Raw genomic sequence first — 23,903 nt, forward strand, 5'->3', positions numbered from 1 at the left:
GGTAAAGGAGGGTAATCGATGGCAAAAAAATCAATGATCAACAAGGCAAACAGACCACAGAAATTCACAGTACGCGCCCATAATCGCTGCAAACTGTGTGGTCGGCCCCACGGATATATGAGAAAGTTTGGCATTTGCCGAATCTGCTTCCGTGAACTTTCCTATCGTGGAGAGATTCCTGGAGTAAAGAAAGCCAGCTGGTAATCAGGAAGGAGGTTGCATCACATGGTCATGACCGATCCCATTGCGGATTTCTTAACAAGAATTCGCAATGCTAACACTGTTTACCATGATAAAGTAGAAGCCCCGGCCTCCAACGTAAAAAAGGCTATTGCTGAAATCCTGAAGCAAGAGGGCTACATCAAAGAATACGAAACTGTGGAAGATGGTAAACAAGGTATAATCAGACTTTATCTGAAATATGGCAGCAATAAGCAGCGCGTGATCACCGGGCTGAAGAGAATCTCCAAACCCGGGCTGCGGGTGTACGCCAAGAAAGACCAGATCCCCAAGGTATTGGGCGGACTGGGTATCGCAATCGTCTCTACTTCACAAGGAATTATGACCGACAAACAAGCGCGCCAGTCCGGCCTGGGCGGCGAGGTTGTTTGCTACGTCTGGTAGCGTTCGTAACAGGAGGTGTGATAGATGTCCAGGATTGGTAAAAAGCCCATTCCGGTACCGCAGGGGGTTGACATTCAGATTGACGGCAACCTGATCAAAGTAAAAGGCCCCAACGGTCAACTGGAGCGGGAAGTCCACCGGGATATGATTATTAAACTGGAAGAAGGCAATCTGGTGGTTGAGCGCCCCAGCGATGCGAAGCCCCACCGGTCTTTACACGGTCTGACCCGCACCCTGTTAAGCAATATGGTGGAAGGCGTCACCAAAGGCTTCCAGCGCAATCTGGAACTGGTCGGCGTCGGTTACCGTGCTGCCAAGCAAGGGAATAAGCTGGTATTGACCGTCGGTTATTCTCACCCGGTAGAAATTGAACCCCCGGCAGGAATCGATATCGAAGTGACGGCTCCCACTAAAATCGCTGTCAAAGGCTCCGACAAGCAAGCAGTGGGCCAACTGGCAGCCAACATTCGTGCCGTACGCGAGCCCGAACCCTACAAAGGCAAGGGGATCAAATACGAAGGCGAAGTGATCCGCCGCAAGGCCGGTAAAGCTGGCGGTAAAGGTAAGAAATAGGGAAGGAGTTGAACTCGGTTGCTTACCAAAATTGACCGTAAAGCGATACGTGCAAAGCGTCGTCGCAGAGTACGGAATAAGATTGTGGGCACTGCGCAAAGACCGCGTCTTAACGTATTCCGCAGCCTGAACAATATCTACGCCCAACTCATCAACGATGAAACTGGCGTGACCGTGGTTGCCGCTTCAACCCTATCGCCGGAATTAAAGGATCAGGTGAAAAACGGTGGCAACGTTGAGGCTGCCAAGGCTGTAGGAATTTAGTCGGCAAACTGGCCCTGGAAAAGGGCATTAAAGAAGTGGTGTTTGACCGTGCAGGCTACCTGTACCACGGTCGTGTAAAAGCTCTGGCGGAAGGTGCCAGAGAAGCAGGGTTGGACTTCTAGTCTGTTTGACAAAGGAGGGAAGCAACGACTCATGCGAGAATTGATGCCAGCAAGTTAGAACTGACCGAAAAGGTTGTGTATATAAACCGTGTTGCCAAAGTTGTAAAGGGTGGTCGGCGTTTTAGCTTCTCCGCTCTGGTGGTTGTCGGCGACGGCAACGGCCACGTTGGCGCCGGTTTAGGCAAAGCTTCTGAGGTTCCCGAAGCTATTCGCAAGGGAATCGAAGACGCCAAGAAAAACATGATAAAAGTACCCTTAAACGGTACCACCATTACCCACCAAGTACATGGTCGTTTCGGGGCAGGTAAAGTCCTGATGAAGCCTGCCGCCAAAGGTACCGGTGTCATTGCCGGCGGTCCTGTGCGTGCGATCCTGGAACTGGCAGGGGTAAGGGACATCTTAACCAAGTCCTTAGCTCCAACAACGCCAATAACATGGTTAGCGCCACCATGGAGGGACTTAAACTGCTTAAGACCCCAGAGGAAGTGGCCCGTTTACGCGGCAAGACCGTGGAAGAATTGTTAGGTTAGGGGGACGGACAATGGCCAAGCTGAAAATTACGCTGGTTCGCAGTCTTATCGGCAGGCCTGAGGCACAGCGGAAAGTTGTCCGCGCCCTTGGCTTGGGTAAGACCAATAGTGTAGTCGAACATCAGGATATACCCAGATACGGGGAATGATCAATAAAGTTGCTCACCTGGTCAAGGTTGAGGAAGCCTAAAGGAGGTGTACCGGTTGAATCTTTCTGAATTAAGACCGGCTCCCGGCGCCAGAACAAAGCCAACCCGTAAGGGTCAGGGCATCGGCTCGGGTTTAGGTAAAACTTCCGGTAGAGGCCATAAAGGTCAAAAAGCCAGATCCGGCGGCGGTGTGCGCCCTGGTTTTGAAGGCGGTCAAATGCCTTTACAGCGCCGGTTCCCCAAGCGGGGCTTCACAAACATCTTCAAAAAGAAGATTACTGCCATTAACTTGGACGCCCTCAATGTATTTGAACCCGGCACAGAAGTAACGCCCGAAGTATTATTAGAAACAGGAGTCATCAAGAAGATCGGCGACGGTGTAAAGATCCTGGGAGAAGGAACCCTGGAAAAAGCTTTGACCGTAAAAGTTCACGCCTTCAGCAAATCGGCAGCTGAAAAGATTGCCGCTGCAGGCGGTAAAGCCGAGGTGATTTAAGGGTGCTAAACAGCCTGAAAGCTGCGTTCAAACTGGACGAACTGCGGAACAAGCTGCTTTTTACCCTGGCGATGCTGTTCCTGTTCCGGGTCGGAGCTCATATTCCGGTACCCGGTGTTAACCCGGAGGCATTTGCCAACCTGTTGACAAAAGGTCAACTGCTTGGATTCTTTGACGTCATTTCCGGGGGTGCCTTTAAAAACGCCAGTATTTTTGCTATGAGCATTACCCCCTACATCAACGCCTCAATTATTATGCAGCTCCTGACGGTGGTCATTCCTCACCTGGAAAGACTGGCCAAAGAAGGAGAAGAGGGACGCAAGAAAATCACGCAGTACACCCGTTACTTTACTGCCGTGCTGGCCTTCATTCAGGCCATCGGCATGTCAGTGGCCCTGCAGGGCGCCATGGTGAACCCCACCGTCCTGAACTACTTAATCGTAGCCATCACCTTTACAGCCGGCACTGTACTGTTGATGTGGATTGGTGAACAAATTACCGACAAAGGGATTGGCAACGGTATTTCGCTGATCATATTTGCCGGTATTGTTTCAAGAATACCGTCGGCCCTCGTCAGCATTGGAGAATATTTAAGTGCAGGAACCATTAATATCCTGAGTGTGCTGGCGCTGCTCATTATTGGCGTGCTGGTAATCGCCGCCGTGGTGGCAGTACAGGAAGGCCAGCGCCGTATCCCTGTGCAGTATGCCAAGCGGGTTGTGGGCCGTCGCGTTTACGGCGGTAAGACTTCCCACCTGCCATTAAAAGTGAACCAGGCCGGTGTAATTCCCATCATCTTTGCCTCTTCACTTTTAATGTTCCCGGGCCAGATTGCATCCTGGTTTACAGGCAACGCCGTGGCAGACTGGTACCTCAAGTGGTTCGCCTGGGGCGGCGTGTTAAACAGCATTTTATACGCCATGTTAATCATCGGCTTCACCTACTTCTATACCGCGGTGATTATGAACCCCGTTGATATGGCGGAAAACATTAAGAAGTATGGTGGATTCATCCCGGGACTGCGACCTGGTCGTTCCACGGCTGAATATATCAGCAAGGTGATGAGCAGGATCACCCTGGCCGGGGCGGTATTCCTGGCACTGATTGCGATCATGCCGAACATCATACTTCCCCTGACTCGGATTCCCAATATATACTTTGGTGGTACAGCGCTGCTGATTGTAGTGGGTGTTGCTTTAGATACCATGAAGCAGATTGAATCTCACCTGCTGATGCGGAGTTACCAGGGTTTCCTGAAGTAGCGGGTGGATTCAGATGATTACCATAAAAAGCGAACGAGAACTGAACTACATGCGGGATGCCGGCCGGGTGGTTGCGCAAACCTTTGAAGAAATCAGGGATATGGTGAAGCCCGGTGTCACTACCAGGGAACTTGACTTAAAGGCCGAAGATTTCATTGTTGGTAAAGGCGCCAGGCCGGCTTTTAAAGGGTACGGCGGATTCCCGGCCACCCTGTGCACCTCTGTGAATGAAGAAGTGGTGCACGGAATCCCCGGTTTAAGAAAATTGGAAAATGGGGATATTATTAGCATTGATTGTGGTGCGGTAATAAATGGTTTTGTTGGTGACAGTGCCCTTACACTGCCGGTCGGGGTTATCAGCCACGACGCCCGGGAACTGCTAAGGGTCACCGAAGAATCGTTATACGCCGGCATTGCTCAGGCAGTGGAGGGGAATCGCCTTACGGATGTTTCCCACGCCGTTCAAAAATGGGTGGAGAAACACGGTATGTCAGTTGTTCGGGACTATGTAGGGCATGGTATAGGAGCCAAAATGCATGAGGACCCGCAAATACCCAATTTTGGACCTCCCGGCCGGGGGCCCAGGCTAAAAAAAGGTATGACGTTAGCCATTGAACCAATGGTAAACTTGGGCACCTTTGAGGTTCGCACGCTACCGGATAATTGGACGGTTGTCACACTGGACGGTAAGTTGTCGGCCCACTTTGAACACACAATAGCCATAACCGATGATACACCAGAAATTCTAACAAAACTTTAAGTGGCTAAGGACGCGGAGAGGTGTTGGAGGTGCAATAGGTTTGGTAGATCAAGTGAGGCCCGGACAGCTGGTAAGTTCGACCCAGGGGCGTGACGCAGGAAGGTACTACCTGGTTCTGCATCAGTCTGATAATGGTTTTGTAGTGGTTACCGACGGTGAATATCGGGGGACGGAAAAGCCAAAGAAGAAGAACCCCAAGCACCTTAAAGTTTGGCCGCTGGTTTCTGAGAATATCGGAGTAAAGCTGGCAGCCCAAAGCAAGGTAACAAATGCAGAGGTAATGTCGGAACTCGCTGAGTTGATGAGGAAACTCCAGGAGGAACCTTTACTCAAAGGTAAGGAGGTTGGGTAAAGAGCAATGTCAAAAAATGATGTGATAGAAGTTGAAGGCAAGGTTTTAGAGCCGCTCCCGAACGCCATGTTTCGGGTGGAGCTTCAGAACGGACATAAAGTACTGGCCCATGTATCCGGAAAGATTCGCATGAACTTCATCCGTATACTACCTGGCGACAGGGTTACGGTGGAACTGTCTCCCTATGACTTAACCCGGGGTCGCATCGTTTACCGCTTCAAGTAAAAGATCCCCCAAAGGAGGGTTACATTATGAAAGTGAGACCATCGGTCAAGCCGATTTGTGAGAAATGCAAGATCATCCGCCGTGAAGGTAAGGTTATGGTTATCTGCGAAAACCCCAAGCACAAGCAAAAGCAAGGGTAACACGGGAGGTGTAATCGAAATATGGCACGTATTGCCGGGGTGGACCTGCCGAAGGATAAAAGAGCAGAAATCGCTCTTACCTATATTTACGGTATCGGTAAGCCCACCGCTCAAAAAATTCTGGACCAGACCGGCGTTAACCCGGACACCAGAATCAAGGACATGACTGAAGAAGAAATTAATAAACTCCGGGATTATATCGATAAAAACATCAAGGTTGAAGGTGACCTCCGCCGGGAAGTTGCACTCAACATCAAGCGACTGATTGAAATTGGTTGCTACCGGGGCCTCAGACACCGTCGCGGACTGCCTGTTCGCGGCCAGCGTACAAAGACCAACGCCCGTACCCGCAAGGTCCCAAAAAGACCGTTGGCGTACGAAGGAAGAAGTAAGGTGAGAGGGGGTAAAGAACAAACATGGCGCGTCGCCAAGTAAGAACAAAACGTAAGGAAAAGAAAAACATTGAGCAGGGTGTGGCTCATATCAAGTCCACCTTTAACAATACCATCGTGACCATCACCGACCTGAAGGGCAACTGCCTGGCTGGTCCAGCGCCGGTCAGGTTGGTTTCAAGGGTTCCCGTAAAAGCACTCCCTTTGCCGCCCAAATGGCTGCCGAAGCCGCTGCCAAAGACGCAATGGAACACGGTCTGAAAGAAGTGGAAGTGACCGTTAAAGGACCCGGTTCCGGTCGTGAGGCTGCGATTCGTTCCCTGCAAGCCGCAGGACTCGAAGTGAACATGATTAAAGACGTAACACCCATTCCGCATAATGGCTGCCGGCCGCCGAAGCGCCGGAGAGTGTAAAGGGAGGTGCGTGAGTTTCCATGGCAAGATACACTGGTCCACACTGCCGTCTGTGCCGGCGTGAAGGCCTGAAACTGTATTTAAAGGGAGACCGCTGCTACACCGGTAAATGTGCAATTGACCGTCGTAGCTATGCTCCCGGACAACATGGTCAGGGTCGTAAAAAGATTTCCGAATATGGCATTCAGCTGCGTGCCAAGCAAAAGGCGCGCCGTATCTACGGCGTATTGGAAAAACCTTTCCGTAACTACTTTGAGCGTGCAGAACGCCAGCCCGGTGTTACCGGTGAAAACCTGCTGCGCCTGTTAGAGCGCCGCTTGGACAACGTAATTTACCGCCTGGGCCTGGGCGCTTCCAGAGTGGAGGCCCGGCAACTGGTCCGTCACGGACACTTTACTGTCAACGGCAAAAAAGTAAACATCCCTTCCTTCCAGGTCCGTGTAGGGGATGAAATTGCTGTTCGTGATAAAAGTAAAAATTCTCCACGGGTTAAGGAATTAATGGAGAGAGCTGCTGACCGTACTTCTCCGGCCTGGTTGGAGTATGACGTTCAGGAAGCCAAAGCAAGAGTGGTTGCTTTACCGACTCGGGATCAAATCGACGCTCCTGTTGAAGAGCATCTGATCGTTGAATTGTATTCCAGGTAATTGGTCGGTTTTATGTTAGTTCCGGTCCGGCCAAAGGAGGGTTACCGAATTGTTGGAGATTGAAAAGCCGAAGATTGAGATTGTGGAACAAAGTGAGGACAATACGTACGGTAAATTTGTGGTAGAACCGCTGGAGCGTGGCTACGGGATTACCCTGGGCAACTCCCTCCGCCGGATTCTGCTTTCCTCCCTGCCTGGAGCAGCTGTTACTTCCGTGAAAATTGACGGTGTACTGCACGAATTCAGTACCGTTCCGGGTGTTCGGGAAGACGTTACCGACATTATCCTGAACCTCAAAAATCTTTGTCTTAAGATTCACAGCGACGAGGAAAAAGTTCTTCGGGTGGAAGCACAAACCGAAGGTCCCGTCACTGCCGGTGACATTATTCATGACGCCGATGTAGAAATTTTAAACCCCGAATTGCACCTGGCTACCCTGGATACCGGCGGCCGCCTGTTTATGGAAATTACCGTAAACAAAGGCCGGGGCTATGCTTCTGCAGAGAAGAACAAGAAGGGTGAGCACATTATCGGGGTGATTCCCGTCGACTCCATTTATACACCGGTACGTAAGGTCAACTACACTGTGGAAAATACCCGTGTAGGTCAGATCACAGACTACGACAAGCTCACTCTTGAGGTCTGGACCAACGGCAGTATCCGACCGGACGAGGCCACCAGCCTGTCTGCCAAAATTTTAAGCGAACATTTACGACTGTTTATTGGTTTAACCGAGACGGTCAACGATGTTGAAATTATGGTGGAAAAAGAAGAGGAGCAAAAGGACAAGATCCTGGAAATGACCATTGAGGAACTTGACCTGTCTGTTCGCTCCTACAACTGCCTGAAACGGGCTGGTATTAACACCGTCGAAGAACTGATCCAGCGTAATGAAGAGGATATGATGAAGGTGCGCAACCTTGGTAAGAAATCGCTGGAAGAAGTGGTAAACAAATTACACGAATTAGGCCTGTCGCTAAGGAATGACGACGAGTAAGGGAGGGACGACTTGTGGGTTATCGCAGATTTGGTTTAACCACTGGCCACAGAAAAGCTATGCTGAGAAACCTCGTTACCTCTTTATTCCGGGATGAGCGGATTCAGACCACCGAACCCAGGGCTAAAGATGTACGCAGTATAGCCGAGAAGCTGGTTACCGTTGCCAAAAGAGGCGACCTGGCTGCTCGCCGCCAGTGCTTAGAATATATCTACGAAGAAGATGTAGTAAGAAAACTGTTTGATTCCATTGCCCCGAAATATACCGAACGACAGGGTGGCTACACCCGTATCGTGAAGGTAGGTTATCGCCGGGGTGACGCAGCAGAAATGGTGCTGTTGGAACTGGTATAATTTCCACGGCGTAAGAATTGGCGGAAACCCCGGGACGTGCGGTTTCCGTTTCGCCTTGCCTGAAGGAAAGAGGAAAAGCCCCGGGGGTAACGATTGTGTGTAACCCCGGGGTTTTTTATTAGTGTAAACGCTGCGGATATTTATGGGGATCTACTCTTAGTCCTTCGCCGTTCGCTATTCGCTTTTGCCTATGGGGTATTCCTTTTGGGTTCTGTTGCTAGCCTTATCCTGCTTTTCTATTGGGTCTTATTGCTTTAAGTAAGAACCGTTAAAGTAAATTCTAGGATTTTGAACTATTAACCCTTTGAGGAATGCCCTTAAGGCGAAAAGCGAACAGCGAATAGCCGGACATGTATGAAAGCCTACGGGGCACAGGTGATATATAATGATAGAAAACCGTAAGGTTATCAATATCCAAGGGGTATCCTTCAGTTACCCCGGGACAAACAACCGGATTGTGCTGGATAACATCAATCTGGATGTTTATGCCGGGGAAATGCTTGTTTTGCTTGGCCCCAACGGGTCGGGCAAGTCCACCCTGGCCAGGCTTATGAACGGGCTGCTGGCGCCAACCGGCGGTCAAGTGCTGGTGGACGGCCTGGATACCGCCGATGAGACTTCCCTGTGGCAAATCAGAAAGCAAGTCGGGATGGTGTTTCAGAACCCGGATAACCAGTTGGTGGCGGCACTGGTGGAAGAGGAACTGGCCTTTGGCATGGAAAACCTGGGCTTCCCTCCTGAAGAAATGAAAAAGCGCATCAAGGAGCTCAGCGCCCGCATGCAGTTGGAAGAGTTTCTGGATTTTCCGCCCCACCGTTTGTCCGGGGGGCAAAAACAGCGGGTGGCCATTGCTTCCGTCCTGGCCATTGAACCGCAGGTGCTGGTCCTGGATGAACCTACGTCCATGCTGGACCCTGCCGGACGCCGGGAAGTCTTGTCAGAGCTGGCTCGCTTAAAGCAGTCCGGCAAAACGGTGGTCCTTGTGACCCATGATATGACCGAAGCGGTGGCGGCGGACCGAATTGTCGTGTTAGAGCAGGGAAAAACAGCCTTCGTGGGAAGCCCCCGGGAATGTTTTTCCCGGGTTGACTGGCTCAGGGAAATCGGACTTGAGATCCCCCCGCCGGCTGAATTGGCCCGCAGGATGAGGGAGCGAGGACTGGCTGTTCCGGAGACCCTGTACCACGTAACGGATTGGGTTGAGTATTTATGTCAAAAATAGTGGAGATAAAAAACCTGAGCGTGTCCTACGTGCCCGGCACTCCTTTACAGCGGGACGCCTGCGGGATGTCAGTTTTGTCGTAGAAAAAGGGGAATTCAGAGCGATCATAGGCCCCCAGGGGTCCGGCAAATCAACCTGCTGCAGGTGATGGCCGGGCTGCTGCAGGGGGAAGGCAGGGTTGCTATATGTGGCCAAGACATGAGTAACAAAAAAACAGGGCCGGTCTCTGGCGGCGGGTGGGCGTCATCTTCCAGTACCCGGAACGGCAGCTGTTTGAGGATACCGTTTTTAATGATGTTGCCTACGGACCCATAAATCTGGGTCTCAGCGAAGCTGAGGTGCACCGGCGCGTAAAAACAGCCCTGCAAGAGGTAAACCTGGGGGAAGAGGTTTATCACCTATCCCCCTTTAAACTCAGCGGTGGACAGCGGCGCAGGGCTGCCGTGGCAGGAATCCTGGCAATGGAGCCGGAAGTTTTACTGCTGGACGAGCCCACAGCCGGACTGGACCCCCGGGGGAAGCGGCAGTTGATGGACCTCTTCTCCAACCTTTGCCGAAAACAACAGGTTCCCGTGGTATTAGTCAGCCACGACATGGAAGAAGTAGCCCACCGGGCCGATCTTGTCACCGTGTTGTACCGCGGTAAAATTGCCATGGAGGGAACCCCGAAAGAAATCTTCAGCCGAGGCAAGGAACTGGCAAGCCTTGGCTTATCCACACCCTTTGCCTCCCAACTGTCCATGGCCCTGCAAGAGAAAGGCCTGCCGGTACAGAACATGACCACCCTGCCGGAAGCGGTACGGGAAGTGGAGAGATTGCTGAGGCTTAAGGGAAAAGTACAGTAGAATTGTAGGTGTTGGCCTTGTCTCTGTTTTACAACATCACAATCGGACAATATTACCCGGGAGATTCTCTGCTGCACCGGATGGATCCCAGGGCAAAAATCCTGGCGATGCCCCTGGTGATGGCTTCGGTATTGCTTGCCGGCGGCCCGGTTGGGTATTTGGCGGCGGGGATACCGGTGCTGTTGGCCCTAGTGCTGGCCGGGATTCCCCTGGGGACCTACTGGCGGGGCATGAAACTGCTCTGGGTCGTCCTGCTGATCAGCCCGGTGCTCCAATCCTTGACCTATCCCGGGGAAGCGCTTTGGCAGTGGGGAATGATCCACGTCAGCCGGGAGGGCTTCACGTTGGGGATGCAGCTTTTTTACCGCCTGAGTTTACTGATCCTGTCGGTCATGATCGTAACCATGACCACCACACCGGTGAACTTGACTGCAGCCATGGAAAGGCTGCTGCAGCCCTTTAAACGATTTGGGTTACCGACCCATGAACTGGCCATGATGATGACAATTGCTCTGCGCTTTGTCCCCAGCCTGTTAGAGGAAGCCGAAGCGATCATGAAGGCCCAGCAAGCCCGAGGGGGCTCCATCAGCACCGGGAGCTTCAACAGGCGGCTGCAGGCATCGGTGGCGCTGCTGGTGCCTTTGCTGGCAGGTTCTCTGAGGAGAGCCGATGAACTGGCAGTGGCCATGGAAGCCCGCTGTTACAGGGGAGATACCGGGCGGACCCAATTAAAACAATTTAAATACCGGCTTCCGGATATTATTGTATTAGGGGTTTTACTCACATCCGCCATTGCCGTAGCAGCAACCAGGGGTCAGGCTTGACTTATTATTGACTTTTCCTTCGAAGTTCGAACTGGAGTTAGGGTGGTGATAGGAAAACTTGAAAAATATAAAATTAACGGTGGCTTACGACGGTACAAATTACCACGGCTTTCAGGAGCAGCGGGGGACGGGGCTGGCAACCATCCAGGAGGTTTTAGAAAGCACCCTTGGTAAAATTGCCAAAACACCTGTTCAGATCATCGGGGCCGGACGTACCGACGCCGGCGTCCATGCCCAGGGGCAGGTGGTCAATTTCCGTAGCGAAAGCTGGCCGGTGCCCACGGAAAAGATCCACCTGGCCATGAACACCCTGCTGCCGGAAGACATCAAGGTGCGGAAGGCGGAGGATGTACCCCCGGACTTTCACTCCCGGTTTTCTGCCACAGCGAAGACCTATCGCTATTCCATCTACCATCACCGGGTCATGTCACCGCTGCACCGCCTGTATTGTTATCACGAGCCAAGCTTCTCAATATTGAGGCCATGAAGGAAGGCGCCAAATATCTTTTGGGAACCCACGATTTCAAATGCTTCCAGGCCCAGGGGACACCGGTGAAAGACACCGTCAGAACCCTTTACCGGGCAGAAATTATTGAAGCCCCCCCTGTAATCCACCTCTACCTCAGAGGGAACGGCTTCCTTTACAACATGGTACGCATTATCACCGGGACCCTGCTGGAGATCGGTATGGGAAAAATAAAGCCCGAAGAAATAGGACAAATCATCGCATCCAGAGATCGCACCCAGGCAGGTACCACCGTTCCACCCCAGGGACTTTGTCTAATGGAAGTGGAGTACTAATAAGTCATGCTCTTCCACTTGACACTCCATTTTAATCGATTAAAATACTATTATGTGTGGCCAGTTGCGATTCCCGCCCCGTTATCGTAATTTGGCCCAGTGCAGTAAGGAGGGTATACGGATAATGAAGACAACATTCATGGCCAAGCCAGCTGAAATACAGCGCAAGTGGTATGTCATAGATGCTGAAGGAAAGCCCCTTGGTCGTGTGGCTGCAGAAGCTGCTCGTATTTTGCGTGGTAAGCACACTCCCATGTTCACTCCCCACGTAGATACCGGTGACCATGTAATTGTAATCAATGCTGATAAGGTAGTCCTTACCGGTAATAAACTGGATCAAAAAATGTACACCCGGCACAGTGGTTATCCCGGCGGTCTGAAGCAGTTCACCTACCGGACCATGATGGATAAGCGCCCGGAGCTAATTATGGAAAAAGCCATCAGAGGCATGCTGCCCCACAACCGTTTAGGCGAACAGCAGAGCAAAAAGCTGAAGGTCTATGCTGGCGGCGAACATCCCCATCAGGCTCAAAAGCCGGAAGTGTGGAACTTTTAATCATTAAAGTCTTACCGGAAGGAGGAAATATTGTGGCTCAAGTACAATTTTACGGAACCGGCCGTCGTAAGAACGCAGTGGCCAGGGTATACCTGGTACCCGGCGAAGGCAAGGTTGTTGTAAATAGCAAGCAAGTATTGGAATATTTCGGACGCAGAACCCTGGACATGGTTGTTCGCCAGCCTTTGGAGCTGACCAACACCACCGGTCGTTTTGATGTCATCTGCAAAGTAGTAGGCGGTGGCGTCAGCGGCCAGGCAGGTGCCGTAAGACACGGCATCGCCCGTGCCTGGTGCAAGCCGACCCCAACCTGCGTCCCGTATTAAAGCGCGCCGGTTTCTTAACCCGTGACCCGCGGATGAAAGAGCGTCGTAAGTACGGTCTCAAGAAAGCCCGTCGTGCACCCCAATTCTCCAAACGTTAATCTTCGAACATACAAAAGGAAGGCAAATGCCTTCCTTTTTTGCATTTTTAGTAACTATTCAGCATCACAATTTTCTTTGAACATCATTTGGATGAATCGGCCAATTTGGAGCGTCTGGGCCAAGTGGTAGAGGAAGCCGATGAACTGCTCGCTTGGATAAAAAAATCCCCATTAAAAGGTCTGATAACACTCCCCGAAAAGATTACCGACACCGGTCCAAAACCAGGCAACACCCATCAAGTAAAGCGGATGTTCCGTGATACTACCACGTTCAGTTGCGACTAAAAGATCTGGGACCGTTGCCAGAGGATATTTTCACACCCGCCGGCAGGATTCGGCCGTCTTTGTTAGAAAAAGGTGTTATAGATGTCCGGAGTCGGTTGACCGGTATGCAAGTTTTAAACTGGGCTCAAGGGTGCCGGAAGTGCAAGACCTTTATACGAAGTTGTTTAGAAGACATTTCGTCGAATTGAGGGGAGACATTTATGAAGTATTCGGAAGCCAACTTGGGCAGGATCTTTATTTTAAGACTGGAACACGGAGACAAGATACCCGACACCATTGAGGGATTTGCAAAGGCCAATCAGATAAAATCCGCAATCGTGTTTTTTCTTGGCGGTGTTGATAAAGACAGCAAGGTTGTGGTTGGACCGGAAGACGGTACGTCCCCAAAACCGGTACCCATGATCACAAGTTTGTTTGGGGTAAGCGAAGCCGTAGGTGTTGGGACTTTGTTTACCAATGAAGAAAAGAGTCCGAAATTGCACTTACACTCTGCCTTTGGGCGTAACAAAGAAACCGTAACCGGTTGCACCAGGGAGGGTATTACCATTTGGCACATCGGGGAAGTCGTCATTTTAGAACTTAAGAACACTTCCGCCCAAAGGAAAATTGATCCCGGCACCGGTTTTGAACTGTTGGACTTATAGAGGATACCTTGTTAATTTGGACAGGGAGTATCTGGTGCTTTTAGGGCCTGACTGGTTTTAGGAGGGTGTCATTTTTCTAACTAAAACAATGGAACAATTGTGTTATCATTGATATAAAGATTTAAAAAGTTAAGTGGTGATTCCGATGTCTTCTGTTCCGTTATACCTGGCCTTTGGGGCAGGTATCGTTTCTTTTCTTTCACCCTGCATACTGCCGCTGGTGCCGGGATATATTTCTTATTTGGCCGGGGTGTCCATCACAGCGGGGACCCCGGAGGTTAATAAGCGGTTGGTGATCAGCAGGGCAGCCCTGTTTAACCTGGGCTTTATGCTGGTGTTTATTTTAATGGGGGCCACCGGCAGTTATATAGGCAAATTTTTTCTGGCACATAAGCAAGTGCTGGCCAAGGTTGGCGGCATCATCATTTTCATCATGGGCCTGCAGATGACCGGGCTGCTGAAGTGGCAGGCCCTTTACCGGACATACAAGGTTCATCTTCCCGTCCGGGTGAACGGTTCCCTGGGGGCGTTGCTGCTGGGGGTTACCTTTGCTGCCGGGTGGACTCCCTGCGTGGGCCCAGTCCTGGGGTCCATCCTGGTATATGCCGGAATGTCCGGCACGGTAACCAAAGGGGTCCTTTTGCTGGGGGTTTATTCCCTGGGATTGGCGATTCCCTTTATGCTGGCAGCCATCAGTATCAGTTGGACGGTCAACTATCTGCCCAGGTTCAACAAGTATCTCACTGTCCTCTCTGTGGCCAGCGGTCTTATCCTAATGATCGTCGGGGTGTTGCTGTTCCTGGATATTTTCCCGCGTATAAGCGCTTACTTGACTTTTTAGGAGCGGGGACACGGGTAAGCCTTTATCATGAAATAGATAAACCTGGGATTAATGAATAAGTCAATAATAAGTTCAAACCTGACCCAAACTATTTCCGGTTCTTACAATCTATGCAGAATCAATGACCAACTGCCAATGAAACTGGCTTTTTTTGCTGCGACTGCTTCTATTTACCAATTTTTGTGCATACCATTCCTTTAGAAGACTTGTACTGGTTAAAGGAGTGGTAGGTCTTGGCCATCATCAGAGCAGTCAAAATAAATAAACGATACATCATCGGGTGTTTGGTCCTGTTGGTGCTGTCGGTTCAAATTTATAAGATGGCATGATAAAACAAGAAGAAAAGAACATTGCGGCCATGTCCTATGTTCTGGCCAACAAGGTGATTGTGGTGGACCCGGGGCACGGGGGGAGAGACCCGGGGAAGATCGGTGTCAGCGGGGTGCCCGAGAAGGAGATCAACCTGGAGGTGTCCAAACGACTGGCCACCGTTCTGGGTGAAATGGGAGCAGCGGTTATCTTGACCAGGGACACTGATATAGATTTAAGCGACACTTCGGTCCAGGGCAGCAAAAAAAGGCAGGATTTATCCCGGCGGGCGGAATTGGCCAATGAAAGAAACGCCGACTTGTTCGTCAGCATTCACTGCAATGGGTTTCCCGGCCAGAAGGAACACGGAGCCCAGGTGTTCTCCCAGCCCAATTCCCCGGAAAGTAAAATTTTGGCTAAATGCATTCAGAAGGAAATGGCCGTCATTTTAGGCAATACCCACCGGAAAGCCAAGCAGGTGGACTACTTTGTTACAAGAACAACCAAGATGCCGGCGGCTATCGTAGAAATCGGCTTTTTGACCAACCCCAAAGAGGATAAACTGCTGCAGGATCCTTTGTACCAGAGTAAAGTGGCCTGGAGCATTGCCGCCGGGATTATAAAATATTATGAGGAGAAAGAAAAAAGCAGAGAAAACTCCGGCGTCAATGAAAAAGATGTCCTGAAAACATTTCAGCAGCAGCCCGGTAATCATATACCAGCACCGTAAACACCGGATCATCCGCCTGGACAGAGCATTTGTCCCGCCGGGTGATCTTTTGTTTGAAGTCCCAATAAATATCACCAGGAGTCACTGGAGAATAATGCTTTGCATAGTATGGAACATTAAAAAGACCAGAATTGTAAAGGGGGAGATAAGATTGATTTATTTTGATTCCGCTGCCACTTCCTGGCCCAAGCCGCCGGAAGTCTGGCAGGCAATGGAACACTTTATCAGAGAAGTGGGAGCCAGCCCCGGGCGAGCAGGTCACAAAAAAACCGTTGAGGCCAATCGAATTGTTGATGAAACGAGGCAGCTTTTGGCTGACCTTTTTAACGTAGGGGACCATCACCGGATGATCTTCACTTTAAACGCCACCGACAGCTTAAACCTGGCCATCAAAGGATTATTACGACCCGGAGATCATGTGGTTACCAGTTCCATGGAACACAATTCCGTGACCCGGCCACTCCATACCCTGGAATCCTACGGGGTGCAGGTTACCAAAGTGCAATGTGACAGCCGGGGGAATATTGATGTTCATGAGATCGAAAAGGCCATCCGGCCCAATACTCGGGCCATTGTTATGACCCATGCCTCCAATGTGACCGGCTCCATCATGCCGGTGGAAGAGGTGGGGCGCATTGCTGCCAGGCATCAGGTTCACTTTCTCATGGATGCGGCCCAGACGGCCGGTCTGCTGGACATAGATGTAAAAAAATTAAACATCAGCATATTAACCTTCCCGGGGCATAAAAGCCTGCTGGGGCCCAGGGTACCGGAGGTCTTTATATCCGGGAGGGTGTGCAGTTAATGACCCTGCGGGAAGGTGGCACCGGGAGCGGCTCCGAAACCCCGACCCAGCCCGACATGCTGCCGGAAAAATATGAATGCGGCACCTTGAACGCTGTGGGAATTGCCGGTTTAGGAGCGGGAGTCAAATTCCTGCGCCGGGTTGGGATGGCCAAAATCAGGGGACACGAAATGAAATTAACCAAACGGTTTCTGGAGGGGGCAGCCCAAATTAACGGGCTTCATATTTACGGACCAGGGGATTTGGAGAAACGGGTGCCGGTGGTTTCCTTCCGCATTGACGGCTATAAAGCCGGCGAGGTGGGAGACCTGCTGGATAAAAAATATACTATCGCCTGCCGGGCAGGACTGCACTGCGCCCCGGATGCCCACCGCACCCTGGGCACCTTTGAGGAAAAGCTGGTGCGTTTTAGTTTCTCCTATTTCAACAAACCCGAAGAAGTGGACTTTGCGCTAAATGCCCTTCAAGAGATTGCGGCAGCGAGTCCCCTGGTGGTGGCCACTCTTCCCGCAGGTACCTGCTACCTAAGTTATTAAGTTATTTTGTGTGGGCAGAAAAACAATTTCCGCCCGGCTCTTGATGAGCTACAACACTACCGAATGAGTTTCTTATCCAAAGCAGCCACATGCACCAGCACTTTGGCCACGGCCTCATAAAGTTCCCGGGGAATTTCCACGCCCAGGCCCAGTTCAACCAGGGTATGGGCCAGGGTTTCATCGCGGTAAAGGGGAATGTCATTTTCCCGGGCGATTTTTCCATGGCATTGGCCATATCCCCTTTGCCAACGGCCACAACGGTGGGCGCATTGTCCCGGTCCTGACGGTAGCGCAGGGCTGCGGCGACCCTTTCTCTCTTCGTTTTCATACTCACACCTGCACATCCAATAAGATGTTGCTTTCCCCGGAGGCAAAATCCGGGTCAATGTCGGCGATACTGCGTATGCCGGGTTGCATCCGGCAGGAAACAATCACGTTTTGATAGCCCAGTTCCGTCAATTCCTTCTGCAGATCCGCCGCGCCGGCCCGGAAGATTTCGGCCGCGGTCTGGATTTCGGTAATGCATTGCACCGACAGGGAGCTGCCGGGCTGGGTGGTTAAGGTAAACCACAATAGGCCCAGGGTATCGGTGTTGAGACTGAAAATAACCTTGGCTTCCCCGTCTTTCCCGGTTTTGGCGGAAAAGTCTTTTACTTTCCAATAAAACCTGGCATCTTCGTAGAGCGGGGTGCGCAAAGGAAGCGGCACAAAGGCCAACTGATCCTGCCGGTCGGGAGCGGTGACGGGGTCCGGTGTCCTGGGTCCCGCAGGACGGCCGGTTTTGGTCATTTCCCTGGCCGCCTCGGCGGCCAGGTTTTGTTCCAGTCCAAAGGGTTTTTGTTGGATTTTGTCGACGTGTTTCCCAGGGGTGACCCTCATGTTTTCGCTGGCTTTGAACAGGGCAGACATCACTTTGTCAATCATCAAAAACCCCCCTTTAAAAACTATACCTTCGACAAAGGTAAATTTGTTCCTTCCACCCTTGACAGAATGGCAGGGATTTGCCCGAGATACCAGAAGTTTAAGGCGAGGTGATTTTTATGGAGATCCTGGCGATATTTGTGTCATCTTTTGTCTTGGCCCTCTCCGGAGCCATGATGCCCGGACCGCTCTTCACATTGGCCCTCAGTGAGAGCGCCAAACGAGGGTTTATGGCGGGACCGCTGCTCATTTTAGGACACGTGCTGTTGGAACTGTCGCTGGTGCTGGCGTTGCTGTCAGGGTTAGCCAAAATCCTTACTGTACCCAGTGTGGGCAGTATGATTGCCGTCCTCGGCGGTGTGTTCCTTTTCTATATGGGATACGGCATGGCCAGGGATGCCTATCTTAGAAAAGTTTCACTTGAAATGCCGGGCCACGGGGACCCCTCCCCCGGGGAAAAGGGGGAAGTCAAAACAGATTTGCACCTGGTGGCCGTAGGCGCCGTTGTTTCCTTTTCTAACCCCTACTGGTCGCTCTGGTGGGCAACGGTGGGCTTAGGCTATATCACCCTTTCCATGAAAGAAGGCACCATGGGCCTCGGTGCATTTGTAGCCGGACATTTCCTGGCGGACCTGCTCTGGTACTCTTTGATTGCCGGGGCTGTGACAGCCGGCAGAAAAATTCTCAGCCCGACCATCTACAGAGGCATTTTAGTGCCTGCGGCATCTTTTTGGTTTGGCTGGGCGGTATGTTTGTCTATAAGGGATTTACGGGCATCACATAAAAAGTGAGTATTTAAGTAAGAATACGGATGAAAGCCCGGTAGTTTCGGAATTTCATAGGTTCGGAGGGATGCACTATGACGGTGGTATTCTGTGGTATCATGCCTCACCCGCCCATTGCTTTGCCGGAAGTGGGCGGCGCCGAGGCGGATAAGATTATGGCCACCCGGGACGCAATGCTGGAACTGGGGCGCCGGATTAAGAGCAGCGGTGCCGCCACGCTGGTCATGATTTCCCCCCATGCTCCGGTCTTCGGGGATGCCATTGCCATTAACGCGCTGCCTGAATCCAAGGGAGACCTGCGGCGCTTCGGGGCGGCAGAGGTGGCCTTTACCTGCCGCTACGACAAGGAACTGGGAAATGAAATCGGCTGGCAGGCCGAAGACCTCGGCCTGCCTGTGGTTGAGATTGATCCAAAAGTGGCGGGCCGGGTAGGGGTGGATCTAAGCCTGGACCACGGGTTTACCGTTCCCCTGTACTACCTCCGGCAGGCCGGGGTTGACCTGCCCCTGGTCCCCTGCTCCATGGGTGTCTTTTCACCGGAAAAATTATATGCCTTTGGCGTTGCGGTGCAGCGGGCTGCCCGGGCGTCGGAAACCAAAGTGGCGGTGATTGCCAGCGGCGACTTATCCCACCGGCTGACACCGGATGCCCCGGCGGGTTATGACCCCCGAGGGAAGGAGTTCGACCGGACCATTGTGTCCCTGATCAAGAACCTGGATGTACCGGGCATCATCAACCTGGAAGAAGACCTGTGCGAGCGGGCCGGCGAGTGCGGCCTGCGCCCCATCATCATGATGCTGGGGGCGCTGGACGGCTGTGCGGTAAACAGTGAAGTGTTATCCTATGAGGGTCCCTTTGGAGTCGGCTATCTGGTGTACTCCCTGGCGCCCACCGGCAGCGATCCGGGCAGAGAATTGCTGGAGAAGCTGCAGGAGGACCGCAAAAAGGCCCTGGAGGGAATGCGAAGCCGGGAAAGCTACCTGATTCAGGTGGCCCGGCAGAGTTTGGAGAGTCATCTCAAGGGGCAGTGGAAAGAACCGGACAGCTATCAAGTTCCGCCGGAGTTTGCCGGTAAGGCCGGTGCCTTTGTTTCCTTTAAAAAGAACGGCCAGTTAAGAGGGTGTATCGGCACCACCGCTCCCACCCGGCAGAACGTGGTGCAGGAAGTGGCCTACAACGCCGTGAGTGCCGGCACCCAGGACCCCCGCTTTTACCCCATCCGCCTGGATGAGTTGGATGAACTGACAGTTTCGGTGGACGTATTGATGCCGCCGGAACCCATCCAGAGCATCGACCAACTGGACGTGAAGAAATACGGGGTGATTGTGCGGCGGGGCAGCAGGAGCGGCCTGCTGCTGCCGGACCTGGAGGGAGTTGACACACCCCGGCAGCAGGTGGAGATCGCCAAGCAGAAGGCCGGCATCGCCCCGGAGGAAGAAGTGCAGTTGGAGCGGTTTGAGGTGGTTCGCTACTGCTGAGAAGTGGGAAGTGAGAGGTTAGAGGTGGGAATAAACCATTCATAGAAGAGAACCGGAGTGGTGTGCAAATGCATGAAGCGATGTTTTGGCACAAGAAGGACAATGGTTTGGTTTTCTGTGAGCTCTGTCCCAAGGGCTGCAGCATTAAGGACGGGCACAGGGGGTTTTGCCGGGTGCGGGAAAACAGGGGAGATGTTTTATATACCTTGAACTACGGGAAGGTATCCTCCTATGCCCTGGATCCCATGGAAAAGAAACCCCTTTACCACTTTTACCCCGGCAACCTGATTCTTTCCCTGGGCACCGTGGGCTGCAACCTGCGCTGCGGCTTCTGCCAGAATTGGCAGATTGCCCATGGCGACCCCAATACCTTGAAGCTGCTGCCCAAAGAGGCGGTGGACCTGGCCCTGGAACAAAGGGACAAGGGGCTGCCCTGTGTGGGCATTGCCTATACCTACTCGGAGCCCTTTATGTGGTACGAGTATGTTTATGATACCGCCCGCCTGGCCCGGGAGGCCGGCTTGCAAAATGTGCTGGTGACCAACGGCTACGCAAAAGAAGAGCCCTTAAAGAAACTACTGCCCTATATCGATGCCATGAACATTGATGTCAAGGGGTTTACGGATAAATATTACAAAGAAAACTGTGTGGGACGCCTGGCACCGGTCATCCGAACGGTGGAAATCGCCCAGCGGCAGTGCCATGTGGAAATCACCACCCTGCTGGTGCCCGGGCTGAACGACTCTCCCGAAGAAATCAGGGAACTGGTGGACTGGGTGGCGGGCATGAACCCGGACATACCGGTTCACTTTTCCCGCTACTTTCCCAACTACAAATTTGACCTGCCGCCCACCCCGGTGGAAACCATGCACCGGGCCTATGAGATGGCCAGGGAAAAGTTAAACTACGTATTTCTGGGCAACCTGGGGGACCCCTCCACCCAGAATACCTATTGTCCCCGATGCGGTAAATTAATCATCAAAAGGGGCGGCTATCAAACCGAGGTGGTGGGTCTGGCGGGACAAGCCTGCCGGGAGTGCGGGCAAGCCATAAAAATCAAAGGGTAAAAATTAATCATTGTATTTTATTCGCTGTTATGTATAATTATAAATATTAACCCCTTAATTTTATGAATAAAAACATAGAATATACAAATAATTATGCATTATTTTGGAGGTGCCGGAATGATCAAGGTAGGAGTGGTGGGAGCAACCGGCTATGCGGGCGCTGAATTGGTACGCCTGCTGGCCGGTCATCCAAAGGTGGAGTTAAGTGTTCTAACCTCCCAGACCTATGCCGGAAAAAACATGTGGGAGGTTTTCCCCCATTTATACGGAATGGTGGACAAAACCCTGGAAGAATTCAATTTAAGTGATCTGGTTTCCCGCTGTGATGTGATTTTTACCGCCCTTCCCCACGGCCATGCCATGCCCGTCGGGCATGAGGTGATGCGCCGCGGCAGGCGGCTGATCGACCTGGGTGCGGATTTCCGTTTGAAAGACGTGGATGTCTACCAGTCCTGGTACAAGACAGAGCATACCGCCTCGGTTCTGGTGGCATCAGCGGTTTATGGTTTGCCGGAACTGAACCGGGCAGAAATCAGGGGCAGTGTCATCGTGGGTAACCCGGGCTGTTACCCCACCAGCGCCATTCTGGGATTGGCACCCCTGCTTACTAATAAATTAATTGATACGGAAACCATTATTATTGACTCCAAATCCGGCGTTTCCGGCGCCGGCCGGGGGTTAAGCCTGAAGACTCATTTTTCGGAGACCACCGAAAACTTTCAAGCCTACGGGGTGGCAACCCACCGCCATACGCCGGAAATTGAGCAGGAGTTATCGGAACTGGCGGGTATGCCGGTGACCGTGAATTTTACCCCGCACCTTACCCCCATGGTCCGGGGCATTCTCAGCACCATGTACGGGAAACTGACCGCGGAACTCAATACCGAGGAACTTACCGATTTCTACCGGCAGTTTTACAAGGGGGAACGGTTTGTCAGGGTGCTGCCGGCGGGCATGTACCCGTCCACCAAGGCAGTGGCCGGGTCCAACCACTGTGATCTTTCCGTGACAGTGGACCCCAGAACCGGGCGGGTGATTGTCTTATCTGCCATTGATAATCTCATGAAGGGTGCCGCAGGCCAGGCAGTACAAAATCTAAATGTCATGCTGGGGCTGCCGGAGGACACCGGCCTGGACTTTGCGGGGATGTACCCGTAGGAGAGGAAGGAAAATTATGACGGAAGCAGGAGCTTATAAAAATATCCTCGGCGGGGTGACCGCCCCCAGGGGTTTTTCTGCCAGCGGGGTGCCCGCAGGGCTGAAAAAGGACAGCAAACCAGACCTGGCCCTCATCTATTCCGAAGCGCCGGCCAGCGCGGCGGGGGTTTATACCACCAACCTGGTAAAGGCAGCCCCCCTGGAACTGACCCGCCAGAGGGTTGCTGCGGGAACCGCCCGGGCGGTGATTGTTAACGCCGGCAACGCCAACGCCTGCACCGGCGAGAGGGGCCTGCCGGATGCCGTGGAGATGGCCCGGGCCGTAGCGTCTTCCCTGGGCATTGCCGAGGAGGAAGTGCTGGTGGCCTCCACCGGGGTGATCGGCGTACCGCTGCCGGTGGAGAAGATTACAGCCGCAGTGCCGCAGGCGGTGGCCTCCTTAAATAAAGAGAATCACGCACTGGCCTCCCGGGCCATTATGACCACAGACCTGGTGCCCAAGGAATTTGCGGTGCAGGTACACATCAAGAAGAGTGTTGTGACCATCGGCGGCATGGCCAAAGGTTCGGGCATGATTCACCCCAACATGGCCACCATGCTGTGCTTTATCACCACCGATGCCGCCATTGGCAGCGAGGCACTGCAAACCGCCCTCAAGAGGGCGGTGGATCGCTCCTTTAATATGATCACGGTGGACGGGGACACCAGCACCAATGATATGGTGGTGGTGCTGGCCAACGGCCAGGCAGGCAACCCGGAGATCAAGTTGGATTCCGAGGATTACCGCTTTTTCTACGAGGGACTGCTGGAAGTATGCACCGCCCTGGCCAAAATGATTGCCCGGGACGGTGAGGGAGCCACCCGGCTCATCGAAGTGAACGTCACCGGTGCACCGTCCAGACAGGATGCCAACCTGGCGGCCCGCTCGGTGGTGGGCTCCAACCTGTTTAAAGCTGCGGTGTTCGGCAAAGACGCCAACTGGGGGCGCATCCTCTGTGCCCTGGGGTATTCCGGAGCTGTCTTTGACCCCGCCCGGGCGGATATTTTTATCGGCGACGTCCAGGTGGCCAAAGACGGCGGGGCGGTTGAATTCGACGAGGAACGGGCCACCGAAATGTTAAGCCAGGACCCGGTGATTATCTTTGTGGACTTAAAATCCGGCGCGTATTCCGCCACAGCCTGGGGCTGTGATTTAACCTATGATTACGTAAGGATTAACGGCAGTTATCGAACATAATTAGCCTTTGGCTGTTGGCCATTTGCCAACCAAACTGTTCTAATAGCCAAGGGCCAAAAGCTAATGGCTAAGGCCAAAAAAGCTGAAAGCTGACGGCTGATGGCAGAGTGCCAGGAACTACCTTTAGGAATATAGG

28 protein-coding genes and 8 pseudogenes are annotated in these 23,903 nt (G+C 52.5%); 34 read left to right on the forward strand and 2 right to left on the reverse strand.

All coding sequences use genetic code 11. From position 1 onward, the window contains the following. Positions 1 to 18: 18 nt before the first annotated feature. The 29 genes and pseudogenes from P378_RS15720 (at position 19) to P378_RS15855 (ending at position 17,121) form a co-directional block, all read left to right on the forward strand. Positions 19 to 204 carry a type Z 30S ribosomal protein S14 gene (locus P378_RS15720; RefSeq protein WP_099083913.1) on the forward strand — a complete coding sequence of 62 codons (186 nt, stop codon included), beginning with the start codon at positions 19 to 21 and terminating at the stop codon, positions 202 to 204. 21 nt (positions 205 to 225) lie between these two features. Beyond that, a complete protein-coding gene (gene rpsH / locus P378_RS15725; protein WP_099083914.1) occupies positions 226 to 624 on the forward strand; it encodes a 30S ribosomal protein S8 in 399 nt (132 codons plus the stop codon). A 24-nt stretch (positions 625 to 648) separates the two neighbouring features. Continuing rightward, positions 649 to 1,197 carry a 50S ribosomal protein L6 gene (rplF, locus tag P378_RS15730; RefSeq protein ID WP_099083915.1) on the forward strand — a complete coding sequence of 183 codons (549 nt, stop codon included), beginning with the start codon at positions 649 to 651 and terminating at the stop codon, positions 1,195 to 1,197. Positions 1,198 to 1,215: 18 nt separating this feature from the next. Then, a pseudogene (gene rplR, locus P378_RS15735) lies at positions 1,216 to 1,583 on the forward strand (50S ribosomal protein L18). Positions 1,584 to 1,622: 39 nt separating this feature from the next. Then, a pseudogene (gene rpsE, locus P378_RS15740) lies at positions 1,623 to 2,113 on the forward strand (30S ribosomal protein S5). Between the two features lie 11 nt (positions 2,114 to 2,124). After that, positions 2,125 to 2,303 (forward strand): annotated as a pseudogene (gene rpmD, locus P378_RS15745) (50S ribosomal protein L30). Positions 2,304 to 2,317: 14 nt separating this feature from the next. Further along, positions 2,318 to 2,758 carry a 50S ribosomal protein L15 gene (rplO, locus tag P378_RS15750; protein WP_099083916.1) on the forward strand — a complete coding sequence of 147 codons (441 nt, stop codon included), beginning with the start codon at positions 2,318 to 2,320 and terminating at the stop codon, positions 2,756 to 2,758. A 2-nt stretch (positions 2,759 to 2,760) separates the two neighbouring features. Then, the gene (secY, locus tag P378_RS15755) at positions 2,761 to 4,020 is read left to right on the forward strand and encodes a preprotein translocase subunit SecY (RefSeq protein WP_099083917.1); all 1,260 of its coding nucleotides are present in this window, start codon (positions 2,761 to 2,763) and stop codon (positions 4,018 to 4,020) included. Positions 4,021 to 4,033: 13 nt separating this feature from the next. After that, positions 4,034 to 4,780, forward strand: a complete 747-nt coding sequence (gene map, locus P378_RS15760) for a type I methionyl aminopeptidase (RefSeq protein ID WP_099083918.1) — start codon at positions 4,034 to 4,036, stop codon at positions 4,778 to 4,780. A gap of 40 nt (positions 4,781 to 4,820) precedes the next feature. Next, a complete protein-coding gene (locus tag P378_RS15765; protein WP_180261142.1) occupies positions 4,821 to 5,132 on the forward strand; it encodes a KOW domain-containing RNA-binding protein in 312 nt (103 codons plus the stop codon). A 6-nt stretch (positions 5,133 to 5,138) separates the two neighbouring features. Continuing rightward, positions 5,139 to 5,357, forward strand: a complete 219-nt coding sequence (infA, locus tag P378_RS15770; RefSeq protein WP_003544696.1) for a translation initiation factor IF-1 — start codon at positions 5,139 to 5,141, stop codon at positions 5,355 to 5,357. Between the two features lie 26 nt (positions 5,358 to 5,383). Beyond that, a complete protein-coding gene (gene rpmJ / locus P378_RS15775) occupies positions 5,384 to 5,497 on the forward strand; it encodes a 50S ribosomal protein L36 (protein ID WP_003544690.1) in 114 nt (37 codons plus the stop codon). Positions 5,498 to 5,518: 21 nt separating this feature from the next. Next, positions 5,519 to 5,889: pseudogene (rpsM, locus tag P378_RS15780) on the forward strand (30S ribosomal protein S13). 138 nt (positions 5,890 to 6,027) lie between these two features. Next, a pseudogene (rpsK, locus tag P378_RS15785) lies at positions 6,028 to 6,302 on the forward strand (30S ribosomal protein S11); the annotation flags it as partial. A gap of 20 nt (positions 6,303 to 6,322) precedes the next feature. Beyond that, the gene (gene rpsD / locus P378_RS15790; RefSeq protein ID WP_099083920.1) at positions 6,323 to 6,949 is read left to right on the forward strand and encodes a 30S ribosomal protein S4; all 627 of its coding nucleotides are present in this window, start codon (positions 6,323 to 6,325) and stop codon (positions 6,947 to 6,949) included. 49 nt (positions 6,950 to 6,998) lie between these two features. Continuing rightward, entirely contained in the window at positions 6,999 to 7,946 is a 948-nt protein-coding gene (locus tag P378_RS15795) for a DNA-directed RNA polymerase subunit alpha (RefSeq protein WP_099083921.1), read from the forward strand. Positions 7,947 to 7,960: 14 nt separating this feature from the next. Continuing rightward, on the forward strand, positions 7,961 to 8,299 hold the full coding sequence (gene rplQ, locus P378_RS15800) for a 50S ribosomal protein L17 (protein WP_099083922.1): 339 nt from the start codon (positions 7,961 to 7,963) through the stop codon (positions 8,297 to 8,299). 385 nt (positions 8,300 to 8,684) lie between these two features. Next, complete coding sequence (locus P378_RS15805; RefSeq protein WP_099083923.1) at positions 8,685 to 9,521, forward strand: energy-coupling factor transporter ATPase; 837 nt, start codon at positions 8,685 to 8,687, stop codon at positions 9,519 to 9,521. Further along, complete coding sequence (locus P378_RS24335) at positions 9,499 to 9,669, forward strand: ATP-binding cassette domain-containing protein (RefSeq protein ID WP_420796019.1); 171 nt, start codon at positions 9,499 to 9,501, stop codon at positions 9,667 to 9,669. The genes P378_RS15805 and P378_RS24335 overlap by 23 nt, the downstream gene beginning before the upstream one ends. 88 nt (positions 9,670 to 9,757) lie before the next feature. Beyond that, positions 9,758 to 10,366, forward strand: coding sequence for an ATP-binding cassette domain-containing protein (locus P378_RS23180; protein ID WP_420796020.1), 609 nt, complete (start codon positions 9,758 to 9,760; stop codon positions 10,364 to 10,366). A gap of 17 nt (positions 10,367 to 10,383) precedes the next feature. Beyond that, entirely contained in the window at positions 10,384 to 11,190 is an 807-nt protein-coding gene (locus P378_RS15815; protein WP_099083924.1) for an energy-coupling factor transporter transmembrane component T family protein, read from the forward strand. A gap of 58 nt (positions 11,191 to 11,248) precedes the next feature. Beyond that, positions 11,249 to 11,991: pseudogene (truA, locus tag P378_RS15820) on the forward strand (tRNA pseudouridine(38-40) synthase TruA). Positions 11,992 to 12,115: 124 nt separating this feature from the next. After that, positions 12,116 to 12,547, forward strand: coding sequence for a 50S ribosomal protein L13 (rplM, locus tag P378_RS15825; RefSeq protein ID WP_099083925.1), 432 nt, complete (start codon positions 12,116 to 12,118; stop codon positions 12,545 to 12,547). 32 nt (positions 12,548 to 12,579) lie between these two features. After that, a pseudogene (gene rpsI, locus P378_RS15830) lies at positions 12,580 to 12,971 on the forward strand (30S ribosomal protein S9). A gap of 105 nt (positions 12,972 to 13,076) precedes the next feature. Continuing rightward, positions 13,077 to 13,256 carry a hypothetical protein gene (locus tag P378_RS15835; protein ID WP_099083926.1) on the forward strand — a complete coding sequence of 60 codons (180 nt, stop codon included), beginning with the start codon at positions 13,077 to 13,079 and terminating at the stop codon, positions 13,254 to 13,256. Between the two features lie 200 nt (positions 13,257 to 13,456). After that, entirely contained in the window at positions 13,457 to 13,900 is a 444-nt protein-coding gene (locus P378_RS15840; RefSeq protein ID WP_099083927.1) for a PPC domain-containing DNA-binding protein, read from the forward strand. Between the two features lie 145 nt (positions 13,901 to 14,045). Further along, entirely contained in the window at positions 14,046 to 14,741 is a 696-nt protein-coding gene (locus P378_RS15845) for a cytochrome c biogenesis CcdA family protein (RefSeq protein WP_099083928.1), read from the forward strand. 325 nt (positions 14,742 to 15,066) lie between these two features. Next, positions 15,067 to 15,780 carry an N-acetylmuramoyl-L-alanine amidase family protein gene (locus P378_RS15850; RefSeq protein WP_238473321.1) on the forward strand — a complete coding sequence of 238 codons (714 nt, stop codon included), beginning with the start codon at positions 15,067 to 15,069 and terminating at the stop codon, positions 15,778 to 15,780. A gap of 211 nt (positions 15,781 to 15,991) precedes the next feature. Next, positions 15,992 to 17,121 (forward strand): annotated as a pseudogene (locus tag P378_RS15855) (aminotransferase class V-fold PLP-dependent enzyme). 56 nt (positions 17,122 to 17,177) lie between these two features. Here the strand turns inward: P378_RS15855 and P378_RS15860 are convergent. Both P378_RS15860 and fliK read right to left on the reverse strand, forming a co-directional pair. Beyond that, positions 17,178 to 17,465 (reverse strand): EscU/YscU/HrcU family type III secretion system export apparatus switch protein, encoded by a 288-nt coding sequence (locus P378_RS15860; protein ID WP_238473322.1) that lies wholly within the window; start codon positions 17,463 to 17,465, stop codon positions 17,178 to 17,180. Next, a complete protein-coding gene (fliK, locus tag P378_RS15865) occupies positions 17,452 to 18,045 on the reverse strand; it encodes a flagellar hook-length control protein FliK (protein ID WP_099083929.1) in 594 nt (197 codons plus the stop codon). Before fliK ends, P378_RS15860 begins: the two co-directional genes overlap by 14 nt. 116 nt (positions 18,046 to 18,161) lie before the next feature. On the opposite strand from fliK, the gene P378_RS15870 reads away from it, so the two are divergent. From P378_RS15870 to argJ, 5 genes are all read left to right on the forward strand, one after another. Then, positions 18,162 to 18,833, forward strand: a complete 672-nt coding sequence (locus P378_RS15870; protein ID WP_238473323.1) for a LysE family transporter — start codon at positions 18,162 to 18,164, stop codon at positions 18,831 to 18,833. 68 nt (positions 18,834 to 18,901) lie between these two features. After that, the gene (gene amrA, locus P378_RS15875) at positions 18,902 to 20,305 is read left to right on the forward strand and encodes an AmmeMemoRadiSam system protein A (RefSeq protein WP_099083930.1); all 1,404 of its coding nucleotides are present in this window, start codon (positions 18,902 to 18,904) and stop codon (positions 20,303 to 20,305) included. A 68-nt stretch (positions 20,306 to 20,373) separates the two neighbouring features. Continuing rightward, positions 20,374 to 21,372, forward strand: a complete 999-nt coding sequence (gene amrS / locus P378_RS15880) for an AmmeMemoRadiSam system radical SAM enzyme (protein ID WP_099083931.1) — start codon at positions 20,374 to 20,376, stop codon at positions 21,370 to 21,372. Positions 21,373 to 21,489: 117 nt separating this feature from the next. Then, on the forward strand, positions 21,490 to 22,530 hold the full coding sequence (argC, locus tag P378_RS15885) for an N-acetyl-gamma-glutamyl-phosphate reductase (protein WP_099083932.1): 1,041 nt from the start codon (positions 21,490 to 21,492) through the stop codon (positions 22,528 to 22,530). A gap of 16 nt (positions 22,531 to 22,546) precedes the next feature. Continuing rightward, entirely contained in the window at positions 22,547 to 23,767 is a 1,221-nt protein-coding gene (gene argJ, locus P378_RS15890; RefSeq protein WP_099083933.1) for a bifunctional glutamate N-acetyltransferase/amino-acid acetyltransferase ArgJ, read from the forward strand. Positions 23,768 to 23,903 lie beyond the last annotated feature (136 nt).

Source organism: Desulforamulus profundi (assembly GCF_002607855.1).